We start from the raw sequence: 20,687 nt of genomic DNA on the forward strand, positions 1-20,687 counted from the left end.
TTTAGTTTTTAATTGGAATTTTTTTGTTTCTGTTTTTCATCATGCAGCAGTACCTTATAACCTGCTTTTACAACTACTTTAACCAGTTTTACTTTTTTGCTTAGCAGACTTTTAGCCGCTTCAATTCCTGCTCCCGCTGCCTGAGCTCCCCAGGAATCGTCAAGAGATGCAACTCCTAAAGTTTGCATGGAGCGATCAGCCGAGGCTTTGGCAACATCACGATTAATGGCTCCCGGAATATATATACCAGCAATTCCATCCATATCATAAACCGACAAGTCTACTGGGAATATGGAGTTGTTGTATCTGATACTAGTAATATTGATAGTTAATCGTTCTCCTTTTAAGGAAGCAACTCCAAACAAAAAATTGTCTTTTTGAATTTTAATACCATTTATGAAGATGTCCTTCATGAGTCGGAACTTAACTGTGGAGCTATTTACAATAGTCTGAGTTTCATGAATAATGGCTTCTATAGCATTCTGCATTAAATCATCATTTTGAAATTCGTCTAAAGAGTAAAAACCATTCTGTTTGTACTCAGAACTGTTCAATGTTTTGTTTTGTAAAGAAGAAACAGGATCTTCATGCTCCTTGGTGGAAATAGCAAAGACTTGTCCACGCTGAGCCTCGGAAGCTTTTTTCAATTTTTCCTGTACTCTGCCCGGATGTTGAATGTCCAAAATACTCTCCAGCATTCCACCGAGTTGCTGCAGTTCCGGATCCTGACTTTCCTGCGCTTCATTCATGGATTGCATCATTTGTTCCAGCCTGTCCACATCATTGGAATGCATTGCCGTTTCATTTGATTTTACAATTTTAGTATAATCTCTGTTTTGCTCTGGAACTGCTACTGGTGTATTGATTGCTTTTTGCAATGCTTCCAATTTTTGATGTACTTTCTCTTGGTTTGGATCGCGATAAACGGATTTATTTAAACCATGTTGTTCTTTTCTTTGAGTAACAGCACTGCTGTCCTCAGTGGAATCAATCTGAAAGGATTGGCTTAAATAGTTGGGGTCTTTTTTGATAAGTTCATCAAGCTTTGCTGAATCAAGAGCAGCCAGATCGTAATAATTCATTTTATCCAACAGAAGTCCTTCTTTCAGGTTCGCATTGGGAAGTTTTAGATTAAAACCTTTTTGCTGTGGTGCTGCTGAGTTGGCAGCGTCCATTTTTCCACCTCCCAATGCCCAAAATATGGCAGTTAGAAATGGCAAAGCCAATATTGGCAGTACCAAGAGCATCTTACGCTGTTTTAAGGCCTTTAATGATTTTGTGTTTTGTTCCATGATATTAATTTTTAAGATGTGAGTAATAATAATTCTCTATTATTGTTAAACTGTCCAGAAGTCCGGGACGATTTAATACAATGCTGTCATGCGTTTTTTTGCCTATAGGACTGCGCCCCAGACTATCCATATATTTCCTAAAACTTGTGATTTTTTCAAATTCTGTTTTACTAATAATCGCATTGAGTTCAAGAGGCTTTTCTTTTAAGGGTATATCATTGGTTGGTTTGGTAATCGGGGCTATTGTTATATTTCTAGATTTATTATTTGAAAAGCTATTCACAATTAGGTAAATACTGCAACCTCCTGTAAACACTATAAAAGTGAATAGAACCAAAATCCAATTGAGTCTTGAAAAATGAGCTGTTTTATGCTCTAGCCATTGTGCACACTTATGTTGCAATCGAAGATTGGCCTGTTCAAATTTCTGCCAGATACTATCTCTAGTAGCTGTAACAGCATTGTTCTTTCTTTTAAAAGTGACTTTCATAATCAGTAGTTTGTTATTTTCGATTTTCGGTACTTATGTCCCGATTCTCAATAGTATTCCATCGCTCGATTAAAAAGCCATGTGGATTGTTATCGCTTCTCGATACGTTACGAAGGTTACCTTCAGTGATAAGGTTCCGATGTGCGATGCTGGTGGTGCGAATGATATTTTGAGTAGCATAACATCGGAATCCATATGGATAGTTGTTAAGATCAATAGTCACACTGTCAATCTGTATGGTCTGGCTGACGTTCCCTGATATGATACCAGAGTAGTAACCGTTTTCTTTTAAATCATCATAGACCCGTTTGGCACTGTCATCAGCCAGATAAAGAGCCTTTGTTACATTGCTTTTAATGACTTTATCGTCGGGGTCAAGTGTAAAAAACAGCTTATGGAACGTTTTTACATGATCCCTGGCTTCTACGGGAATATTATCTTTTCGATCCGAAGCATAGGCTTCCAGCGCTTTTCCATTAGCCAGTATATAAACCTTGTTCTGCATTTGAGATACCAGCGAGAAACTCTTAAAAAGTGCAAAGGAGCTAATTAAAATACATCCCGTAATGACCAGTATGGTAAATCCGCGAACATGTCGAAAGGCAGTGTCAATATTTTTCATTTTGCTAAACATAAACTTTGAATTTAGGGTTAAGATTTACCTTTTAATTTGTCAGCCATATAATTGTCCTTGTCCTTGAAGTAAGGAGCTGAATTACCGGAATCAGACATACTTTGGTACATACGCCCGGCAGCATTCCCCATAGCATCCGCTACCATTGTAGTTCCTTGAGATGTAGTATTGACAACGGAAGTTGTAGAATTACTAAACATACTGGTTACTTTTTGTCCGAGTGCTCCGCCCCCACCGGCATGAACAATGTAATTAGCAACAGAAGGGACAGTGAAATAGCCTATAATCCCAATTATCATAAAGACCAAATAAGCAACATCAGTCCTGCTAAAGAAAGTATCTCCATATTCTCCTGCTTGCGCAATATCAATCTTTAGCATATTCTCCTGAATTTTTCCGATGATGCTTCCAAATATGTTTGCCACGGGAAGCCACAGATAGATATTGATGTAACGTGCCAGCCAGACGGTAAGGGTGTGTTGAAAACCATCAAAGACTGAAATACCAAAAACAATTGGACCTAAAATAGAAAGTACCACCAATTGAAAAGTCCGCAGCGTATCGATGCACAGCGAAGCAGCTTCAAATAATACACGCAGTATCTCGCTCATCAACTCCTTTACTGAATTGCGGAAATTATAAGAGGCCTTGCTCATGGCAAATTTGATGTCATTTCCAATACCATCCAGCATTCCCTGCCCACTAGGATCTGCATCATCATGTGTGTATCGGTACCATTTATCCTGATCGCCACTTCCTGTTGATCCCACATACATTTTCCAGGGATCCGTTTCTTTGAGTGCTTCTTCTTTTTCTTTAAGCAGTCTTTCAATCGCTTTATTCGATCCTTCTACCATTGCAGCAGTTGCTGTAACGGTAGGTTTCATAACACCATTAATCATATAAAGGACAGAGGGAAAAATCATAATGCAAAATCCGATAACAAAAGGACGAAAAAGTGGATAGAAATCTATAGGTTCAGCACTGGCAATATGTCTCCAGACTCTTGAGGCGATATACCACATAGCTGCAAAACCGGCAAGACCTTGTCCGACGCCAATCAGGTTACTGCATAAAGGCATCATTTCATCGTACAGTTGTTCCAGTACACTATGCAGGCCGTTCATGTCGTCTGCAATTCCTTGTGCATTGATCGTAAATGGCAATATCATTGCAAGAAGCACAAGTATTATTTGCTTATTTATCTTTATCATAACACTGGATATTTAGTTATTTAACTTATAAATACTGCGCATTGCGCGGGTATCATTGCGCTCTTTTGCACGCTGTAAAGCCAGTACAGTAGTATTATTGTTGAAGTTTCTCAAAAACAAAAGTTTATCCTGCATATCTGCATATATTTTGTCAATAGCGGCTAGCCTTTCATCATCTGACATTCGCATTTTATTAGCGGTAATCACCGAGGTGAGTTCATCAAGATTTCTAAGACTTTGTTTAAACAGATTATCGTATACCCTTTCGAAATAGGCAATTTCTTCAGCATTGAAATTTTTACTATCCCTAAAGCGGCTAAAAGCAGACTTGTATTCTTTTACCAGCAGCACCTGATAATTCACAATGTCACCAATACGCCTGTAATTCTTAACGGTGGGACTGACCTGCATCAGCGCATCAAGAAATGTTTCATGAAGGTTGAAATTTCCTTCAGACAAATCCTTTACCGTATTGTAACCTCCGCTTAGTATTTCATAGCCCTTTTTCATATCTTTTAAAATCTGTTTGAACTGGGCTAACTTCTCTATGTTCAAAATCAATTGCTGGATTTCCTGTTTTTGGGCTGTTATCGGGGATGGAAATAGCAATCCGATAAACACAATTCCTGTAATCAGTAATTTTTTCATGGCAAATCTGTATTTATGCCGTTCAGGACACGGCTGTTTTTTGCTTCTTTTAATTCGGCTGCTTTTGATACAGCCATAACTTTAGCTTGATTGCTAAAGCTCTCAGAAAAAGCATAGTTATCCAGCATATTCTGGTAAATAATATCAATGCGTTTCACTCGCTCATCATCTTTCATCTCTAACTTTCCGTCCGTAAGGATTGTTAGAAGCTCATCCAGATTGGTATCACAATTTTTGATTAACCTTTCAAAGACCCTTTTGATATAATCGACTTCATCTCCATGAAACAAATCATCCTGCCGGATTTGCTGATGTAAGCTCTTGTGGCTTTTCATTATTTTTGTCTGGAGCACTATAATTTCCGTTACCCTTGCGTACTTCTTTATTTTGGGGTTGACTGCCTTAAGGGAATTCAGGTAATCCGTATGAAGATTAAATTCTCCACGTTTCAAATCTCCTACGGTATTGAGTCCTTTTTTGACTACGGAATAGCCTTTTTGAGCATATCCGATATACACTTGCAGGGCGGCGATCTGCTGTAAAAGCATCCTTTGCTGTTTTGCCTGTGCATGAAGATTCCCTGTGGTCAGTGCAGTACAAAGCACCAGTAAGAATATTTTTTTCATAATTTTATTGTTTGTTTACGGAATTCCGTAAAATTGTTTAACGGATTTGACATCATGCTCTGTTTTGGCTCTTTGAAGACTCAGTAGTATGTTCTGCCTGTTGAAGAGCGTCAGGTCATCATAATTGGCATCAATCTGATCTGCAGCAGCATTTATAATCTCAAGCCTTTTGGCATCACTCATCTGTGTGGTGAAAGAATCCAATACAAGGAAAATCTGATCGATGTTTTTCAGGCTTTCATTTAATATTCCAGAATACACACTTTGCATATAATCGAGTTCGCTGGAATTAAAATGAGCATCTTTTTGAAACAGGTTCCATGCTCTTTCGTATTCATCTACCAAACGAACCTGCTTTTTACTGATATCTTTGATACGCTGGTAATAGGTAATGATAGATTTGACTTTTGCCAGTTCCTCATAATAATTCCTGTAGAGTTCTTTTTGTTTCTGGGTCCAATCGGAAATCTCATCCAACTTTAGTTTGGAGAGGATATTTTCTATTTTTTTCTGCGCATTCTGCAGCCAGATCGTTTTGTTTTGCAGTTTTTGGATCCTAAGGTCAATAGCCTTAATTACTTTTTTGGCAACCGCTTTTACGATTTCTAAAATCGGTATTGCCGCAACCGTTGCCGGTCTTGCCGAAGTGCTGATCAGTAAAAAGCACAACAGGCAAATCATGATTTTCTTCTTTGTTTTCATAATTATTGTTGTTTAGTTTTCATAATTTTTTATGCTCTTAAGTCATTGGCAAGTGCCGCAATGCCTTTTCTGATGTCACCATCAAATTTCTTAGCATACGCCTGTACTTTTACTTTTTCAGTTTCTTCGGTTGTGTAGGCGTAATATTCCTCAAGGGATACCTCGGTGCGGTATACTTTAGACTGCATGCCTCCAAGCGAGATGAATACTTCTTTGTATTTTTTATCAGGATCATTGGCTTTGTTTACAGATAATACCAATGCTTTTTCTTTTTCAGTAAGCCCAAGCAGTTCCTGAATTTGTTCAAACTTATTTTGATACTTACTCTGGTCTAGTAATATCTTGCAGTCACTGTTATTGATGATGGCTTGTTTAACGACTGGAGAAGAAATAATATCTTCTACTTCCTGAGTCACTACTATGGCCTCTCCAAAGAATTTACGAACAGTCTTGAATAAATACCGAATATATTCTGCCATTCCTTCCTTGGCTATAGCTTTCCATGCTTCTTCAATCAGGATCATTTTTCGGACTCCTTTAAGCTTGCGCATTTTACTGATAAAGACTTCCATTATAATGATGGTCACTACTGGAAAGAGTATCGGATGGTCTTTGATATTATCGAGTTCAAAAACAATGAAACGTTCTTTTAACAGATCCAGATTCTCAGTAGCATTGAGCAAGTAATCAAATTCACCTCCCTTGTAGTAAGGGCGCAGTACATACAGAAAATTGTTTACATCAAAATCCTTTTCCTTTACCTTGTCACCTTCCAATATGGATACAAACTCGTTTTTTAGAAATTCGTAAAAGCTGTCAAAACAGGGAAACAAATCCGAATTGCTGTCTAACTTTTCATAATACAATTGCAGCGCATTGGACAGTGCAACATATTCACTTCGATTGAACGTTTCATTGTCTTTTTTCCAGAGTGCTAATAACAATGTTTTAATACTTTCTTTTTTCTCGGTATCAAGCGAATCTCCTTCACTGATATAAAAAGGATTAAACCGGATCGGATTCTTTTCATCGTAAGTAAAGTAATAGCCCTTTACCATATCACACAATCCTTTGTAGCTGTGTCCTACATCAACAAGCACAATATGAGTCCCTTGCTCATAGTAGCTTCTAACCATATGGTTGGTAAAAAAAGATTTACCGCTTCCAGAAGGCCCCAGTATAAATTTGTTTCGATTGGTGCAGATTCCCATCTTAACAGGCTCATCACTAATATCTACGTGGACTGGTTTCCCAGTCAAACGGTCTCCCAAGCGAATTCCAATCGGACTGAGCGACGAACGATAACCGGTTTCTAAATTCAGAAAACAGGTTGCTTGTTCTGTGAACGTATCAAAGGTGTCATTCATTGGGAAATCTGCGGAATTCCCGGGAATTCCTGCCCAAAAAATCTGTGCAGCGCCTACTGTTTCCTGTTTAGCAGCGGCATCCATCTGAGCCAGTGCTGAAGAAACTTTGTTCTTCAGGTCTTTGAGCTCTTCCTTATTGTCAGTCCAGATCAGCACATTAAAATGCGCTTTTACAGGCAGTCTCTGCTGGCTGATAGCTTCATTAAGAAAATCATTGGTGGCATCACGCGCAATAAGATTCTCCCTGCTGTAAGCTGATAAAGATTGTAATCGCAGTCTTTTACTCTCTAACTTTTGTAAAGTTTTCTGAAAATCCTCTATGAAAATATATTGATTGTATATGTGATTGCATGAAAGTAATTGCCCCAGAGTGGAAGCAAATCCGATACTGAATTTGGTCTTATCAGTGGAATACCGGTCATAATTAATCCTTGAACCGCATAAGGCAGGAAGATCAGCTGCATCACCTAATGTGTAAATCTGGCAGTGTTTATCTCCAACCTGCAAACCTTCATCAAAAGCAATATCCTTAAAAACAAATGAATTTTCTTTTTCAGACAAAAAGCAATATTGTTCAATGATTCCAATTTTTCTACTGTGGCTTTTAAGCTGATCATTACCAAGACGAGTTAATTTTACAAAACCACTGTCTTCTAATATGCGTCTGAATTGCCCGGTACTGTCAATAAATTCCTGACGCAGCTGTGCTTTTAATGTTTCTTCCGGAACTATTGAACCCCTAAGTAAATTTGAAAACAGGGAACTGGATGTCTTTCTTCCTGCCGGTTTTTTGGTTAAAAAAATGTAACAGGAATGATCCAGAAAGGGACGTTCGTTAAAAAAGCGTTCACTGCTTCGGGTAAGAAAACTCGAATCTTCACTTGTGAAATCGGGTTCAAACTTGCTGTCTATAAACCAGTCCTGTTTATGAAATACGCTAAATTTCGGAAGTAGTTTTATCGCTTTAAGCCATGCCTGATGAAATGCTTCGTATTCCTGATCTGACAAGGTAAATATCTCGGGCAGTTCTGCTTTAAACACTACTGTCACATCTCCTTGTTTGGACAGGATGCAATCGTGCTCTACATCCATAATTGGTAAAATATCATCTATCATCTTTTCCATTATCATCTTTTTTACCGCTCAGGTAATGCTGAGCAAATTCTATTTCTTCATCATAAATATTTTTCTGCTTTGCGATTTCACAGCTTTGGGAATCTGCCTTTTCGCCAAAGCTTTCATCATTCCATATTCGCCGTATTGGTGGCTCATTTTATATATTTTCAAAACCCATAATGTGCCTGAAACACCAATAATCCCGATACAGATTAAAGAGGGTAAACCGGCTATGTACATGATTGCAAACAGTATCATAAGCATAATTACGCCACCACCCAAATACCAGATATATTGTGCTTTTAACCCCTTGAACTCTATGCTCTGGTTAATCCCCTTGTTGATTTGATACACACTGTTTGACATAGTATTTGTTTTAAAATTTCATCCTGCTGCTGCGCCTCATTTCTGAAAAAGAGCGATCCTGCGATTTATCAGTATTGCTTTCTGCTGCTGTGAAACGCTGTGATTCTTCACTGCTCTTTATTGGCAGTTGAATTACCGGAGCTGTATCCGTTAATTTTGTTTCATTACTGAGGCTAACCTCTTGCGGATTGGCTTCTTTCAATTGGTTCTCCTGAATTTTCAGGGCTATTTCCCTTTCTAGACTAAAGAGGTCGCTTTTCATTTTTTGCAGCTCATCTTCCTGACTAAATACTCTTGTGGTTAATTGTTGTAATTGCGGCAGTTGGTTTTCAATATCATTCAGGGACTTTTGGTATTTTGCCGTGAGGTGTTCCAACTTATCAATGGCATTTAGAAAATGACGGGCTGCCAATTTTGGATTGTCCACATTTGGAGTTCCTCCATTGGAAGTATATTTAATACCATCTTCCAAACGTTGTGCATAAAAGCTGTTGGAGTAACGGTACTGGTACAAACCATCATTTTGATAGGCTTCACGTTCTCTTTTTATATAGAGTCCAAAATCATATAACTTCCCAATCTGTTTGGCTTGGTTTTCTCCTTCGGGAGGTTTCCAGTTTTTATAGAGCAGGATAATTTCTTTGCCGATACTTTCTGGATCTGCTGTTTTGCAGTTATACAACTCTATAGGATTTGCTTTGGAACCATCAGGCTCATACTTCAAATTGTTTTTGTAAAAACTGTTATCAGCAGTTAGTTTGTCCAGTGTTTTAGTGGTGATTGCTTTTTCCTCCATTAGGTATTCAACCTGATATTTAGTTCTGGAAATTTCCTTGTAATGTGCTTTTTTAAGGCTTTCCATTACCGTTACTTTTTTCTCCAATTTTGATTTTTCCAGTAATGAAGTATCACCTGATAATACTGCGATATATTCCGAAAAGTTCATTCCGCTTTGCTCATCCATGGCTCCCTCATCAATAGTCCTGACATTAAGTTCACAGTTTTTCATCTGACTGATAAAAGTCTGTTTGTTCTTCAAAAGGTTGAATTTGTAATTGTCCAGGGATTGCTCTGTGGCATAGATGAAGTTCTTTACTTTATTACCATAATGCTGTTTGGCAACTTCGTTCCCTTGTCTGCTGCCTCGGCCATTGCGTTGTCCCAGATCTGATGGTCTCCAGGGAATATCCATATGATGCATCGCCACAACACGTTTTTGTACATTAAGCCCGGTACCTGCTTTTTCTGTACTGCCCAGAAGAATGCGTATCTCACCTGTATTCATTTTAGAAAACAACTCCGGTTTCTTCTTATCTGTCCAATCGTGTATATAGGTAATCTCATGAGCAGGGATATTAAAATCCCTTACCAGTTTTTCTTTAAGGGCATCATACATATTAAAGTCATCCGGCTTTGGTGTACCGATATCTGAAAAAACGATCTGAGTGCCTTTATGCTCCATGGAAGCATGATAAATTTCAGCCACATTTCTGGCGCATGTATTGACCTTATTATTCGGGTGATCACCATATCTTTCATTTATCAGCCTCATATCGGCGGCCATTTTTTTAGCGTAATTAGTAGCTATAAGCATCCTGCCTTTGTCTTCCTGCGAGGTAAGAGGTGCCCTGCCTATAAGTGTCGCATTACCTGTTTTGGCAAACTGCATGAGTTGGGTAATGAATTCGGTTTGTTCCGGTGTCGGGCTGACATTGATAAGTCGCTCTTCAATTTCAGGTTTGTCCAGATCAATATGTTTTGCTGTTTTATAATCGGTAATCTCATTATAGAACAGTGCCAGTTCCGGAACTTTAATAAAATGGCGAAAACGCTCTTTGGCAATAATCTCGTTGGTGACAGAAAATTCAAAATCAGTCGTTTTTCTAGCAAAAACAGCTGCCCATCCATCAAAGTTTTCAATATGCTGGCGTTCCATTTCTTTAGGTCGCAGGTATTTGAAAAGCAGGTACATTTCTGTCAGACTGTTTGAAATAGGAGTACCTGAAAGAAAGGTCACACACAGATCCGAATCGAATTTTTCCTGAAGCGTGCGTACCGCAAATAACATATTAAGCGCCTTTTGGCTTCCCTGCATATTTCCAATTCCGGCAACACGGTCATGACGGGTAGTGAAAGTCAGATTTTTGAATTTGTGTGATTCATCTACAAACAAATGATCAATCCCCATTTCTTTAAAGTTGATGCCGCTGTCCTTTTTATCTTCTATATCTTTCAGCAGTGTTTTTAGTCTGCCGTCCAGATTATTTTTTCGTATTTCAAGACCTTTTAATATTTTTTTGGAGATATCACCTCCCAAATCTCTGGCCGTATCAAGGTCCCGTTCTATATTATCCAGCTCATTTTGTAATATCTCTTTTTGTATTTCGGGTGACTGCGGAATTTTACCAAACTGATCGTGGGTTAAAATGATACAGTCCCAATTATTATTTTTAATTTCATGGAACAGCCTTACTCGTTTAGCCGGAGTAAAATCATTTTCACCAGGTGCCAATATTCTTGCATTGGGATAAGCCTTTCGATAAGTTGCTGCAATTTGATTTACATTGGCATTCAATGCCAGTATTGCAGGCTTATGAATAATCCCTAATCGTTTCATTTCATTGGCAGCCACAATCATGGTTAATGTTTTTCCAAGCCCAACCTCATGATCGATTAAAGCGCCACGGTTCTGAATAATACGCCATGCCGCATTTTTCTGAGAACTGTACAAGTCTTCAATCTCCAGGGCTTTTTTATCCAAACCCGGAAAGCTCAGATGACTTCCATTATATTCTCGCAATACGTAACAATTAAACGTATTGTTATAGAGATTTTCCAATTCATTTTTGTCATTTATTGGCAATTCCTGCAGCCACTCAATAAAACCATTACGGATGTTTTCAATTTTTTGATGGGCAAGCTGTATAGCTTCATTATCGGGCAGTCGGATGGGTTTTCCGCCGGCTCCCTCAACTTCATAGGTAAAAAAGGGAGCCGTATTTTCGAGCGCATGCTCCAATATCGTGTAACCATAAGTGGTTCTGCCGCTTTTGGGAGTCACCGAAAATTCTCTGTCTATTTTGGTATTGTGACCTGTACTTACTTTAAAGGTATCCAGTGATGGGAAATAATTAATTTCAGTTGGCTGCTCAAATAATTTTCCGGCAAAACTTTCATAGTATCGGTTGGGAATCCATCGCTCGCCAAGATTGAAATCGAGTAATTCAAAAGGGATACGCTCTGGCTGTACTTTTTCCAGTGCCTGCAATCCTTTGTAGTATTGTGTGTTTTCAGGGTATAGCTGCACAGCCTGTTTAGCCTGTTGTAACTTTTCTACAACATTGCCGCTTAAATAGAGGTCTGAAGTTTCCCAATTCTGATCTGTAGGATTCAAATAGATATGATGGTTCAGACGTTCTATAACCTCATTGTGTTCAAGTCCTGTTGCAGCAGTTATAAATCCTAAGTCAACAGCTCCTTTTTCATTCAGACTTCGGGCCAGCGCTTCAACAGGATCGTCTGTATAATAGCGCTCTTGCTGTTTTACTACAGATTCTATTAAAATATCCGACTTCACATAACGTTCGCCTTCTTTGCGTTCCAATGAAGAAAGAATGGTGAAACCGAAAGCGGAATCATGCATGATTAACCTGCGATTCTCAGCACCGTTCAAAATACCATAGTGGGAAACAAATTTGGTATACTGCTCATCTAGATTTTTCCGAACTTCATCACTGGCTGTTTGGTCTGATTGCTCTTTCTCGAACAATTCCAGATAATGATCCCGAATAGTAATATAGGCATCGTAAAATTTCAGATTGCCCTGTGATGCTAATGGCTGGAAAAAGGCCTGTTTGTGTTGATCATTTATATCACTTATAATCCCAACGGCTTCTCCAAGCCGAACCAGTGTTCCTTCTTTATAGAAAGATTTAAACGGCGCCAATTCTTCGTACAGCTGTTTTTCCAAATTAAAGGCCGATTCGAGGGTTTTATCTCCTTCATAAGTATACTTGTGATCATAGTACTGAAGGGTATTGGATAAAGCCAATAACTCATGAGGCAGTAATCCGCCATTCATCCAATTGGCTGAAAAGCCATCGATTTCTTTTACATTCGAATATAATTTATACAAATACCGATTGGACTTGTTTTGTTTAGCAGCAATTAGCACAACATTTTCATGTGATGGATTATCAGTAGTTCGTATGGTGCTGAGTATTCGTGCTGTTTTTTTATCCACTACAGTTTCGTCAAGGGGATTGATGTAATCCATTGAACGGTTGATGTTTTCTGCAGGCACAGTATCAAACAAACCAAGCTGGACAGAAATACCGCTTGCTTTACTCTCGGGCATGGGTAAATAAGTGAATTTTTGCCCGATTGCTTCAGCGGACTGAGCTATCTCTGTTTTTTGAGCCTGCTCGAAGCATTCGGGGTTAAAGTTTTCTTTTAGTCCTTTAGTAATATTTTCTGCAAGACGGTTTCCAATAGAATTGATATCACCGTTTTGTCTCACACTTTGGTGTGCCTGCCCGTATTGATTTTTACCGGCGTGTATTTCATTCCCAATGATTAGCTCAGGTCTATTGTGCAGATATTTATTAATACTGTATTTTCCAAATTCATTTTTGAGTTCGACGGTTTGTAGCAGCTCATTTTCATTATCAGACAGGGTTTGTTTATGCTCGTTTTTTTGGACAATAAGCAGATGATTAGGAGCATCCGTATTTCCTGTTTCTTTCATCAGGTTGTCAGGCATAACTGCCACACTCACAAAATCCGCATTTTGAAAAAGATATGCGCGGACACTCTCATTGGAAGGGTTGTTTAAAAAACCGTCTGTTGTAATATAAGCCATAAGACCGCCATCAGCTAGTTTGTCCAGTCCTTTTGCAAAGAAGTAATTGTGAATTTTCCCCGAAATCGTTTTATCGGGATAGGCTTGGTCATACACAGAAAAATTACCAAACGGAATATTGCTGACCACAAGATCATAACTCCTATTATCATTTGTTGGAGCTTCTTCTAATCCTATGATATGTGTAGTATTTTTTGTTGTCAGTGTACTGTTTAATGCCGAAAGTACCAGACCGCTTAATTGGTCTTTTTCCACAGCAGTAATTTGTTCCAGATTTTGGAAAGCCTTTTCTGCTTCAGTGATAAAAATACCCGAACCTGCCGATGGTTCGTATAGCCTTTTAGGGCTAATGCCTTGCTCGTTTAAAAGGGAATATAATGTCTTAGGTACAATTTGCGGAGTGTAAAATGCCGTAAGGACACTGTTGCGTAGCGAAGAAACAACCGCACTATAATCCTTTTCAGAATACTGTTCCTGCAACAATTCATGCAGACGTGTCATCTCTGGATGAAGTTTCAAATCTTCTTTAGTAGCTCCGGATTTTATCCAGTCTTCGGTAGTGCCGTTAGGATAAAGTATAGCCTTGATTCCTCCAAAGCCAGCAAAGGCTTTAAGCGCTGCAACTGCTTCTTCCGATAAAACATCACCTTGCTGCCATTGCATTGCAATGGTAATCGCCTGGATATTGGCACTTAGTTTTTGGGATAGATTGTAAGCCATAATTACTCCTTTTCATACTACACACTACTATAAATAGCTCAACTCAAATAGTCAGCAATCTGACCGATAAGGGCATTTCTCAAATTGGGATCTTCTTCATTTTCTTTGGTAAAACCAATGGTTTCAAAAATGGGTCTGCAGTTCTCCATAAGATTGATTACTTCATAGGTCAGGATACCTGATTCCTGAAAAGCGGCATAGGTTTTTTCAAACTCACCTGAAAGCAGAGAGCGGATATATAAAAACCGGGAAGGTTTTAGATCTTCGGTAAGTACATTGAGACAGATTTCTTCGATGATATATTTAGGTGTACCATCAGATAACATATCATCCAATATGGACTTAACTCCTTCTATTTTTTTATTGAGATAATCCAATACACTGTAATCTTCCTGAAGTGTGAACATCAAATCTGGATTGTTATGGATAATGTAAAACCATAACTTTTCTTTGAGTAGATCTTCCATAACGATTTGTTTTAAATCCCAAAGAAGGATTTGATTACGGTAGCCACTACCACTAGAAAAACACAGCTTCCAAACCAGGCTGCTGCTACTTTTCCGGTATCAGGATCACCTGCGTTCCATTTTTGATATACTTTGACAGCACCAATAAGACCTAATAATGCCCCTACAGCATACATCAGTTCAGTTCCTGCATCAAAGTAACTTCGAACCTGTTGGTTGGCTTCATTGATTCCTGCCAGGCCATCCTGGGCGTAGGTTTCATAACTGATTACAAAAATTAATTGTGCCAGAAGCTTACAAATAATATTTGTTTTTTGTTCAATAAACTTTTTAAAATTCCAGTTCCATTTTTTCATCGCACATTATTTTTAAAGCTTAATAATTCAGAAAAAAACGGAGGTGTAGCCGCTGTCGCAGTTCCACTTTCCTATTACATCTGCCATACTGCGCCGGGATGGACAGGGGCGATTCCTCCGTTATATTGTTTTAGAGTTTATTCCCAAAGGGCTTCTGCTTCCTTCTGGGTTAAATTGATTGATTCGAGTTTATCACATTCTGAAACTATCAACTCGCTTACTGAAGAATTAAAAGCGGAATTTTTCACTGAAGGAAATTCTCTTAGGAGAAGCTGCAGATAGTAGGTAAATTCTTTTTTGACTAATTTTTTCTTTGCTGCATCTGCAATAAAAGTTTTTAATCGTGCCACCAAAGCATCAACGTCCTGAAAAGTGGTGTCAAATTCGCCAAAAGAAGTTTCGTTTGAAGTCAGTTCAGGAGAATGCTGATCCTTTAATTCGGGTTCAGTATCTTGGTAAGTTGAGTTTTCAAATCCACGGAATTGAAGTTTCCGCTTTCCTGATATGACTTCTTTGAGGTCATCAAAATAAAATCGAAATCCAACAAATAAATACCAGCTTGCCAATAGCAGAATAATTACAACTATATAATTACCCCATGAAATGTTTGTAAACATACCTCATCATTTTATCGTTCTACATTAGTTTCTCACAATCCCGGTAAATTGATAATTCCAAGCCAGGATCTTCATTATTACAAGGCAAAGAAACGATAGAGATAAAACTGCTACAAGTACAACTTTTGTTGTACCCTTATTGTACCCCGTTGAACCCCCAGTAAAATCAAGGAAAAAAAAATAAAAAAAATAAAAAAGCCTTCCGAATGGAAGGCTGATTTGATGATGAGATAATTATTTAGGATAGTTTTTTAGTTCGAAAATTTTACTAAATTCAAAATGAATTCAAAATGAATTCAAAAGTGTGTCATCTGTTTTTTTTACATAAACATAACACAGTCACTCTAGCTCATAAATTTTATCAGCCTATTCAACTTGCTATTCTAGTTTTATATTAGTTTATTTTGGTGACATTTAAAAAAAATATAAATTATTTACGATTAAAAGATTCTTGGTTTTCAATTTTCGGTGATTCTGGAGTTGTCCTATATTCTTTAACTTCTTGAATAATTAATGTTGCAATATAACCAAGAATACCACCAATTACATATTTTAGAATATCTTTTCTCATATCATCCGATTGAATAATATATTTTTTAAATGCCCATTTAATTCTAAAAACTTGGAATTGATTTGGTTTTATATTTATTATCTTAGTTTCTTCAGCATCATTATGATATAGTATTCGATATGTGAATTTTAGGTTTTTAGAATATTTTTCATAGAATATTTTTTCTAAACCATATTCAGAATTATATGAAGGTTGGTAATTAGTAAAAAATTCATTATGGTCAAATTTTATTTTTTGAATCTTGCCAAATTCTATAATTACATCACAAGGCACAAAATTTAATATTCCGTCTTTTAGATAATAACCTTTTAAATTTAATTTCATATTTATTTCTTCAAGTTTTTTTTAAGTAACTGCCGACATTCCTAAGCTAAAGCAGTTTGTGATCTTTTTAGCATAGTATTTTCAACTAAACCGAAATACGATTAAAAATGGTAATTCCACTGAAATTTGCAAACGGCTACAGATTTATGGTGTCAGCAGTATTTTATGTTGTTAGACGTTTATATTCAACAGAAAATTTTGTAGCTTGTTCTTGGTCATGTTGTATTGTTATATTTTCGTCATTTCTAAATTCCGCATTATTAGTCCAATTATAAGAACCCGTTACTACAACTTGGTTATCAATTACACAAAATTTATCATGCATTAAGCCTCCGCGTTTTCCTCTTTTAATTCTTTTGTGAGGTAATTGAGTGATATCAACGCCATGCTTCTTGTTAACACCGTCATCATAAATTGAAATTTCAACATCCACGCCTTGTTTATGTTTTTCAACTAACATATTGAATAAAGTTTCATTTGTAAACCATGCCATAATTACTTTGATAGATACTTTAGCCCCATCAAGAGCTATAAGAATTCTATTCTGAATGTCTTGAAAGTGAGCTTCATTGATAACTATTTTTGGTTTTATAATTACTCCACCTTGAATAAAAAATTCACCATTAACATTTTCAATTATGTAACCTTCATCGTTTAATAGAACTTCAATATTTTGAATAATTTCAGGTATTTTATTTATAACTATTTTTAGACAATCTCTAAGGGAGCCATCATTTCTTGTAGACATTTGATTAAGCCTCTCTTGAACATACTGAGTTTTACTTGGCCTTTGTCCATTTTTTTTACCTATATCTGGAAGTCCTCCATTATCATAGGAATAAATATCTTTGAATCCGAATTGATTAAATAATTTAACCAAATCATTTCCATTGCCGTAATTAATTATTTGAGGGGAGATGTTTGAAATTATATATTCTGATACTTTCATTTTTTAATTAAAATTTGTGTTATGTATACGATTCTGCCAGCTTTATGAATTACATAGTTACAGGAATAAATTAAGCCCGCCCAATCATCCCAAATCAAAACCAATTTCCATCAAGCCAATTGTATAAATTTGTTGTAGTAGCATTGCCTGCAGTTATTTTTCCAAGTTAAATTTATCATTATATAGTGATTTTCCAACATCTGAATCCCAAAATTTTTGCGGGTTTTTCTTTATTTCTTGTTCTATTTTATCTTGTTGAGCTTGATTAGGCAGTGGATATTTTTCAATTTCTCTAATTCGGTTACTTATGAATGAGATAATTGGTTGGTATTCTAAAATTTGTGGTATTTCAAAATTTCCTTTTCTTGGATGAATTTCTACGTCATATAAATCGTCACCGTAATCAGGGCTCTTTATAACGCTCCAAAAAACAAATCGATTAAACTTTCCACACATTATTATGAAAGTATGATTTGGGTTGTCTACTATTGTACCATCTAATGCTCTTGTAATATAAAAATCTACGCCAGTTAAATCAGTTGTATGGGATTTTACTCTATCGGTAAAGAGTAAATTTACGTTATGATATTTGTTTGGAATTTTTCCATTTTTTAAGAAATTTTTCCATTCAATTTCAACTTTTTTTAATTCTTCAAAATACCATTTATCTTTTAAATTCCCATCTCTTTTTATTTCTGTTACTAATATTCGCCAAAGAAATGAAATAGCGAAATAGTATAAATTTTCATCGTAATCTAATTTTGACTTACCCTCTAAGTATGGTACAAAAATATTTTCCGCAAACCATTTTTCTCGTAATGAAAATTCCTGTTCTGCTTCAAAGCTTAAAAGATGAAGTTTAAGACCATCTTGTTCTCTTTTATTAGGATCGACTACTCTTCTTAAATAAGTAGAACCAGTTTTTTTAGTATGTTTAATAACAAATTTAGGAAAAATATGACTTTCCATTAAGTCTTTTTCGTTATCGTATAAAGCACATATTCCTTTCAAAGTTTCAATTTTTTATAATTTTTAGATAACGTATGTTGGTGCTCTAGCGAATTTGAGACTTAATTAAGCCCATTATTCGGATTTACCTAATCATCCTAAATACAAAACTAACTTTCCCATTAAGACTATTATCCAAATCTGTTGTAGCTGTTGTATGCTGCTGTTCTCTCTTTGTTGTTCATCATCTCTGATTTTACTTTTCAAACACTCCTAAAACACCAACAAAATGAACAGCTTGAGCATAGAAGTCTCCAGTGTCGTTAAATATTTCTTCGTCAGAATGTTTACCTACATACAAAAGGTTGTCGTGAACTGTTGCTACTTCAACTCTATATTTAAAACCTGTTGTCCATATCTCTTTTGTGATAATGTCTTCAAGTTCTTTTTTTGCAGCATCTAAATCTTTTTGTATCTCGTTTTGCATTCTTGTATCTGAAAAGTGTCGGAAATATGTAACGTAAGATTTTTGAATAATAGATTGTGAGTTTTTGTTTTGAAATAAGAAATATTCTGCGTTTCTTCTAAGGTCAAGGATTACCCTTTCTTTTGAGTTAACTGTCGGGTTGAAATTTTTTACTTCAATAGCACACAACGCTGTTTTACCATCACTTTTATATACAGCAATGTCTATTTTACCATTTCGTTCAGTGTTGAAATCATTAAATGCCAAATTAAAAATGTCAATCGAAATTTCAGGGACACATTTCTTAGAAAAGTCTTCTGTGTCTTCTTCGATTGCGATTACGAATTTTTCAGCAGGATAAGAGTTAAACTTTGATATTGATTTTGCAATATTAACTGTTGCCAAATATTCTGGCTTTGTCCATTCGTTCTCAAAGTCCTGTCCTTTAAGAAGAATATAATCTTTAATTGTCGACCTTAGTCCTTCAAATATTGCTACTTCAAATTTATTCATTGTCGTTTGGTTGGTATGTCTTTAATATATTCGCATCACAGCTCTATCCTCTTCTTTCCCCCATTGTACCTGCCAAGTTCTACCATCTACTTTGTCAAGCAGAATGAAATTGTATATGTTTGTTGTTGGATAAAGAAAGAATCTACCATTCTTCTCTTCATCTTTATTTACTAAAGAGATGTCTGATAGTGTAGTCACAAACCTAGATTTGCTTTCTGTATTCCATTGAACTTGCCACATTTGTCCATTTCGTGTATCCAATTTGATAAAAGTATACATATTTTGTGTTGGAAAAAGTTGATACGCAGAAGTCGTAGATTCTTGCTTGCTTTCAGCATTATTATTTGGAATATCTTTTTTCAATTGCGCTTGAGCAACTAAATTCGTTATGGCTATCACCAGAATTAATAAGATTTTAATCTTTTTCATATTTGGTATATTTAAGAGTTAATTTCTTTTCTACGCGAGATGTTTGCTGATACATAAAGTTCTGGGACTACAGCGAGTTTGGGACTAAATTAAACTCATTCTTTGGATTTGCCAAATCATTACAAATGCAAAACCAACTTTAAATTAAGCCTAATGCCCAAATCCTTTGTAGCAGCTGTATATCTTGTTTTTTTTATTTATGCTTTGACAATGGTTTGTTTTTCAGAACAATTTCGGATGCTTTAATATGAATATTTTTTTCTTTTTTGTCATATACAAAATCTAATATTGATTCTAAAAATTCATAGGCATCTAATAGGTCCTCTAAAGCTACATTTCCGATGTGGCTTCCTTCATTTCCTATTATTTTTATCGCAAATAATAAGTTAGTTATTTTTTTGTTTTTTGTTTTTTTCTCATAGTTTTGAATTCTATGATGTAAAGTTCTGAAAGCTTTTAGTTTATTAGTTTTGGAATCTTTATATTTTTTAGGCGCTTTTAAATCGTCCAATATTAACTCAATGGAATTTCTAATTCTATTTGCACAAGAAGATAAGTCATTGTAAAAATGTGAAAATGACAAGTTTAATTGTTGCGCTACTTCTTTCGGTACTTTTTGGGAAATTTCTATTATTTTTAAAGGAGGGAAGAAATATTTGGGATAATATACACTTAAATATTCTTCAACATATTCTCCATTTGGTAATTGATATCCATTATGTATATCCTTCAGAACGTTTCCTATGATTGATAATACATTTTTGCAATTACTATTTTTACACACTAATATTCCACTGAAAACATAATCAATTCCATTAGGATAATTATACATTTCCATTTCTTCTTGTCCTGGAATAATTTTAGAATTCAAATCAGTAATATTTAATATTCCAATATTACATTTAGGGCAATTATAATCTAATGGATTTTTATTTGTAAAATTTCTTTTGTTCCAAATTTCTCTGTTCATATGATTTCTCTGTAAAGTAAGGCATAACGTTCTGTTACTAC

General features: G+C 36.1%; 19 protein-coding genes. All 19 read right to left on the reverse strand.

The window, feature by feature from the left end; translation table 11 throughout:
* Window positions 1-8: 8 nt before the first annotated feature.
* On the reverse strand, window positions 9-1,247 hold the full coding sequence (traM, locus tag C8C83_RS02205; RefSeq protein WP_347812774.1) for a conjugative transposon protein TraM: 1,239 nt from the start codon (window positions 1,245-1,247) through the stop codon (window positions 9-11).
* Window positions 1,248-1,296: 49 nt separating this feature from the next.
* Complete coding sequence (locus C8C83_RS02210) at window positions 1,297-1,782, reverse strand: hypothetical protein (protein WP_132011640.1); 486 nt, start codon at window positions 1,780-1,782, stop codon at window positions 1,297-1,299.
* Window positions 1,783-1,795: 13 nt separating this feature from the next.
* The gene (gene traK / locus C8C83_RS02215) at window positions 1,796-2,416 is read right to left on the reverse strand and encodes a conjugative transposon protein TraK (RefSeq protein ID WP_121326235.1); all 621 of its coding nucleotides are present in this window, start codon (window positions 2,414-2,416) and stop codon (window positions 1,796-1,798) included.
* A gap of 17 nt (window positions 2,417-2,433) precedes the next feature.
* Window positions 2,434-3,630 carry a conjugative transposon protein TraJ gene (gene traJ, locus C8C83_RS02220; protein WP_121326236.1) on the reverse strand — a complete coding sequence of 399 codons (1,197 nt, stop codon included), beginning with the start codon at window positions 3,628-3,630 and terminating at the stop codon, window positions 2,434-2,436.
* A gap of 12 nt (window positions 3,631-3,642) precedes the next feature.
* Window positions 3,643-4,278, reverse strand: coding sequence for a TerB family tellurite resistance protein (locus C8C83_RS02225; RefSeq protein ID WP_121326237.1), 636 nt, complete (start codon window positions 4,276-4,278; stop codon window positions 3,643-3,645).
* The gene (locus C8C83_RS02230; protein WP_121326238.1) at window positions 4,275-4,904 is read right to left on the reverse strand and encodes a hypothetical protein; all 630 of its coding nucleotides are present in this window, start codon (window positions 4,902-4,904) and stop codon (window positions 4,275-4,277) included. The genes C8C83_RS02225 and C8C83_RS02230 overlap by 4 nt, the downstream gene beginning before the upstream one ends.
* A 15-nt stretch (window positions 4,905-4,919) precedes the next feature.
* On the reverse strand, window positions 4,920-5,606 hold the full coding sequence (locus tag C8C83_RS02235) for a conjugal transfer protein TraI (RefSeq protein WP_121326239.1): 687 nt from the start codon (window positions 5,604-5,606) through the stop codon (window positions 4,920-4,922).
* A 29-nt stretch (window positions 5,607-5,635) separates the two neighbouring features.
* Entirely contained in the window at window positions 5,636-8,098 is a 2,463-nt protein-coding gene (locus tag C8C83_RS02240) for a TraG family conjugative transposon ATPase (protein ID WP_121326240.1), read from the reverse strand.
* Between the two features lie 39 nt (window positions 8,099-8,137).
* Window positions 8,138-8,455 (reverse strand): DUF4133 domain-containing protein, encoded by a 318-nt coding sequence (locus tag C8C83_RS02245; protein ID WP_121326241.1) that lies wholly within the window; start codon window positions 8,453-8,455, stop codon window positions 8,138-8,140.
* Between the two features lie 10 nt (window positions 8,456-8,465).
* Window positions 8,466-14,036, reverse strand: coding sequence for a helicase-related protein (locus C8C83_RS02250; protein WP_121326242.1), 5,571 nt, complete (start codon window positions 14,034-14,036; stop codon window positions 8,466-8,468).
* A gap of 38 nt (window positions 14,037-14,074) precedes the next feature.
* Entirely contained in the window at window positions 14,075-14,503 is a 429-nt protein-coding gene (locus tag C8C83_RS02255; protein ID WP_121326243.1) for a DUF1896 family protein, read from the reverse strand.
* Between the two features lie 11 nt (window positions 14,504-14,514).
* On the reverse strand, window positions 14,515-14,859 hold the full coding sequence (locus C8C83_RS02260; protein ID WP_121326244.1) for a DUF4134 domain-containing protein: 345 nt from the start codon (window positions 14,857-14,859) through the stop codon (window positions 14,515-14,517).
* A gap of 137 nt (window positions 14,860-14,996) precedes the next feature.
* Window positions 14,997-15,476 carry a hypothetical protein gene (locus C8C83_RS02265; protein WP_121326245.1) on the reverse strand — a complete coding sequence of 160 codons (480 nt, stop codon included), beginning with the start codon at window positions 15,474-15,476 and terminating at the stop codon, window positions 14,997-14,999.
* Between the two features lie 430 nt (window positions 15,477-15,906).
* A complete protein-coding gene (locus tag C8C83_RS02270) occupies window positions 15,907-16,371 on the reverse strand; it encodes a hypothetical protein (protein WP_121326246.1) in 465 nt (154 codons plus the stop codon).
* Between the two features lie 163 nt (window positions 16,372-16,534).
* Entirely contained in the window at window positions 16,535-17,320 is a 786-nt protein-coding gene (locus C8C83_RS02275) for a phospholipase D-like domain-containing protein (RefSeq protein ID WP_121326247.1), read from the reverse strand.
* A 153-nt stretch (window positions 17,321-17,473) separates the two neighbouring features.
* On the reverse strand, window positions 17,474-18,331 hold the full coding sequence (locus tag C8C83_RS02280) for a hypothetical protein (RefSeq protein ID WP_121326248.1): 858 nt from the start codon (window positions 18,329-18,331) through the stop codon (window positions 17,474-17,476).
* A gap of 193 nt (window positions 18,332-18,524) precedes the next feature.
* Window positions 18,525-19,247 carry a hypothetical protein gene (locus C8C83_RS02285; protein WP_121326249.1) on the reverse strand — a complete coding sequence of 241 codons (723 nt, stop codon included), beginning with the start codon at window positions 19,245-19,247 and terminating at the stop codon, window positions 18,525-18,527.
* Between the two features lie 21 nt (window positions 19,248-19,268).
* Window positions 19,269-19,676 carry a hypothetical protein gene (locus tag C8C83_RS02290; RefSeq protein WP_121326250.1) on the reverse strand — a complete coding sequence of 136 codons (408 nt, stop codon included), beginning with the start codon at window positions 19,674-19,676 and terminating at the stop codon, window positions 19,269-19,271.
* A 193-nt stretch (window positions 19,677-19,869) separates the two neighbouring features.
* Window positions 19,870-20,646 (reverse strand): DUF4145 domain-containing protein, encoded by a 777-nt coding sequence (locus C8C83_RS02295; RefSeq protein WP_121326251.1) that lies wholly within the window; start codon window positions 20,644-20,646, stop codon window positions 19,870-19,872.
* Between the last annotated feature and the right edge of the window lie 41 nt (window positions 20,647-20,687).

Source organism: Flavobacterium sp. 90 (assembly GCF_004339525.1).
GTDB lineage: Bacteria > Bacteroidota > Bacteroidia > Flavobacteriales > Flavobacteriaceae > Flavobacterium.